At 37.6% G+C, this 3,865-nt stretch carries 4 protein-coding genes; 3 read left to right on the top strand and 1 reads right to left on the bottom strand.

Annotated elements, in window-relative coordinates; translation table 11 throughout:
- The first annotated feature begins 733 nt into the window (after nt 1–733).
- The gene (gene pstS / locus F6K13_RS22805; protein ID WP_287288476.1) at nt 734–1,825 is read left to right on the top strand and encodes a phosphate ABC transporter substrate-binding protein PstS; all 1,092 of its coding nucleotides are present in this window, start codon (nt 734–736) and stop codon (nt 1,823–1,825) included.
- A 311-nt stretch (nt 1,826–2,136) separates the two neighbouring features.
- Here pstS and F6K13_RS22800 read toward each other — a convergent pair whose 3' ends face one another.
- Nucleotides 2,137–2,370, bottom strand: a complete 234-nt coding sequence (locus F6K13_RS22800; protein WP_287288475.1) for a hypothetical protein — start codon at nt 2,368–2,370, stop codon at nt 2,137–2,139.
- Nucleotides 2,371–2,571: 201 nt separating this feature from the next.
- Between F6K13_RS22800 and F6K13_RS22795 the strand changes: the two genes are divergently transcribed.
- Both F6K13_RS22795 and pstC read left to right on the top strand, forming a co-directional pair.
- Nucleotides 2,572–2,751 (top strand): hypothetical protein, encoded by a 180-nt coding sequence (locus F6K13_RS22795; protein ID WP_124143373.1) that lies wholly within the window; start codon nt 2,572–2,574, stop codon nt 2,749–2,751.
- A gap of 381 nt (nt 2,752–3,132) precedes the next feature.
- On the top strand, nt 3,133–3,865 hold a 733-nt coding region (gene pstC / locus F6K13_RS22790), incomplete at its 3' end, for a phosphate ABC transporter permease subunit PstC (protein ID WP_287288473.1).

Here is a 3,865-nt window from a genome sequence, read left to right as displayed (position 1 = left end):
ATCATAGGTAAAAATACATATTACACAGGCTATTAATATCAATAATAGAGGCTGTAATCCGCATTCTTCGTTAAAAATGCCCTTGTAGTATGTTTGTGGTGCGGAATGTGGGATAGAACATTTTTTTATACCAAATTAAACGGATTTAATATTAGAGTTGTTGGGAATTAAGCAAAAAAAATGGCTAAAACCCTTATCCATCAAGGTTTATAGTGGTTTTTAAACCTAAAATCATGAAAGCTTTATATAGTAAGCCTTTGAGCATTTTATTTTTTTATTTCCAAACAACTCTATTAGAAACAAGTCTAATTTGTCTGATGAGCGAAAAAAAACTGATGGCTAATTTAGGCTTGATGAGCTACTACCATAACAACTTAATAGTATAGCGGTTTTCAATATAGATAGACTACAGTGGTCAAAGCATTATCCTACTGCCTACTTCCTCTTTTCCAATAATCAAAAATCAAATCAATTATCGTAGATAAATCATCAATTATTTCCCCCTACTGTTTACTCCCTATTCCCTCTCTTCCAATAATCAAAAATCAAATCAATTATCGTAGATAAATCATCAATTATTTCCGCCTACTCTCTACTACTTACTCCCTACTCCCTCTTTTCTGGAGAGGTCTAATTATTATTAACTATCAAGAACTATTAACCTATCTTTAACCTAAATAGGTTAAGCTTTCATTTATTATTTTTGGTGTCTAGGTATAGAAAGCTAATAATTATGCAATTTGCTATTAATCTTGCTCGAATAACTCGTATTACTGCAAGAATTTCTGCAGTAGCTTTGACAATTGGTTTAGCTGCCTGCGGTGGTGGCGGTGACACTGACGGTACAGGTGGAGGTGCTCAAGTAAACCTCGTTGGAGCAGGAGCTTCTTTTCCAGCACCTATCTATCAACGTTGGTTTCAAGACCTGAGTCAAAGTGACCCTAACCTACAGGTAGATTATCAGTCGGTAGGTAGTGGAGCTGGTGTTGAGAGATTTACTCAAGAATTAGTAGATTTCGGTGCTAGTGATGTGGCCATGACAGATGAGGAAATTGCTCAAGTTGGTCGGGGTGTCATTTTGCTACCGATGACTGCTGGTAGTATTGTATTAGCTTACAATTTGCCTGATGTTTCTGGTCTGAAGCTTTCTAGGGAAGTTTATGTAGACATATTGTTGGGTAAAATTACTAATTGGAATGACCCTAAGATAGCTGCAATTAATCCCGATATAACTTTGCCGGACCAAACAATTACGGTTGTATATCGTTCTGATGGTAGTGGTACAACTGGAGTTTTCACGAAACATTTGAGTGCTATTAGTCCAGAATGGAAAGAGAAAGTTGGAGAAGGTAAAACTGTTCAATGGCCAGTAGGTATTGGTGGTGCGAAGAATGATGGTGTAACTGCTCAAATTCGCCAAAGCGAGGGGGCAATAGGTTACGTTGAGTATGGTTTTGCTAAGAGTGCTGGTCTAAATATGGCTTCCCTGGAAAATAGTTCTGGTAAGTATATAGAACCTACTGCTGAATCAGCTACTGCAACTTTAGAAGCAGTAGTATTACCTGAAAATCTACGAGCTTTTATTACCGATCCAGAAGGAGATAATTCTTATCCAATTGTCACTTATACTTGGATGCTTGCTTATGGTCAATATGATGATGCAGGTAAAGCTCAGGGAATAGAAAAAATGATTGAATTTGGCTTAAATGAAGGTCAAAAAATTAGTGGTGAAATAGGTTATATTCCTCTACCTAATAATGTACGTCAAAAAGTTTTAGAAACTGCCGATAAAATTAACCCAGATTACAACATGACTCTCAAGTAGCATCAAATGAATCAGGTGTTAGGTGTTAGGTGTTAGGTGAATAATCTAAAATCTGCTTAGAGACTGTTTGTAAAGTTTTGTAATATACAATGATTGACCTTTAAACTGTAACAACTTGGTTATTTATCCCAGATTTATAGGCTGAAATACCCAATTTGCCAGGGGTAAAAACACTTCATAATTCATTTACAAACAACCTCTTAGAGAAACCACAGATGATTATGTGATTTTATAACTGCTCGAGCAAGTGTTCTACATCTATCATCCTTGAAACATAGCCACATTGAAGAAGTAGTCGGTTAGAGAAGCCGTCAGATTAACAAGTAGTATAGCAGTCTAAGGAAAGGTGAGGACAGATCATAAAGCTGAAAATTCAGACAAAGCCAGATTTTTCCTTCTGCCTCTCTTGGTGCGCATTCCCTCTCTTGGTCAGCATTCCGCAAGCGAGCTGGCGTCGTCGCGGGGTCTGACCGCTTGCGTCTGTCGCCGACGCGGGGTCGCACCGCTTCTGCCTTCTTCCTTTTGCTATATGGGTGAATGGCCATTAGCGAGCGCACAACTACGTTAACCCTCGTACAGTAAGACCGAGAATGGAGTCGATGGGAATTCTCACCCCACCAACCGCATTGGCATTGTTGTATAGCAATGAGCGCTGGTATATTTACAAATTGCAGGAGATGCCCAATAGCTAAAAGTCTTATATTATAGGCAATTTATCCCCCCTGTTGCCTGTTGCCTGTTGCCTGTTGCCTGCGCACAGCGCTATAGATGGTGGGGTATTAGACCAAATTGATAAATGTTTGCTACAAATAGCTAGGGTATTTCTGAGAAGTCAACCCACCCCTCGCCCCTCCCCCTCCCAGGAGGGGAACTCAGTCGGACTGATTCACACGGGAATGGTTTCAATACCAGTTTTTAGGTCATAAATTCTCTTTTCTGTTAAAGGGACATCTCCTGCACCTGCCTTTTAATCACACTTATTATTCGTAACATTCTTTTTTCATGCATGGTATTAGACCCACTAAAGAAAAAGATAATTCAGAATTATAAATTCAGTTCATTGCACTAATTTTGAGGTAATATTACCTCAAAATTAACCTAATAAAATCTTTGAAGTTGACTCAATAACTCCTTGAAAATGTATATACCTATTTGAGGTAGATAGATTTCAATAATGGATAATGGATAATTGATAATTGATAATTACCTCTCCCTAAAAGGAAGAGGATTGAATAAAAGGAAAATTAATTCATTGTTTCTCCTTTAAAGGAGAGGCTTTAAACCTTAATTATTCGGTAAAAAATTTTATGGTTGCACAGTCTAAAGTTAAAGAAGATAGTCGGTCTCGGACTAATACAGAAAGAAAGTTTGATGATGGTTTTATTACTGTTACTAAAGTTTTTGCTTGGGGTATTGCGGCTATTTTAATATTGATAGCTTTAACAGTAGCTTGGCAAGCAATACCAGCTATTAATGAATTTGGCTTTACCTTTCTATTTAAAAGTGTTTGGAATCCTGTTGCTAATGATGGAAAGGGGGATTATGGCGCATGGCCAATGATTGTAGGAACTTTAATTAGTTCATTCCTCGCCTTATTTATTGCAGTTCCATTAGGTTTAGGTACAGCGATATTTTTAAGTGAAGGATTTTTGCCTCCAAAAATTAGTACTCCATTAACTTTTATGGTGGAATTATTAGCAGCTATTCCTAGTGTAGTTTATGGTTTATGGGGTATTTATGTTTTACTTCCTTTACTCAAACCAATTGAGGCTTTTCTTGGTAATTATTTAGGCTGGATTTTTATTTTTTCTCTTCCTAAAGGTGTAAGTGCGGGGGGTCCGGGAATGTTCCCTGCAGCTATCGTTTTATCGATAATGATTTTACCTATTATTACAGCAATTTCTCGTGATTCTCTTGCTAGTCTTCCTCCCGATCTACGACAAGCTTCTGTGGGTATAGGAGCTACTCGTTGGGCTACTATTATTAGGGTATTAATTCCCGCAGCTTTTTCGGGAATTGTTGGTGGAATTATGTTAGGTT

The organism is Okeania sp. SIO2B9, assembly GCF_010672505.1.
Taxonomy (GTDB): Bacteria; Cyanobacteriota; Cyanobacteriia; order Cyanobacteriales; family Microcoleaceae; genus Okeania; species Okeania hirsuta.
This window is presented reverse-complemented; position numbering and strand designations above follow the sequence as displayed.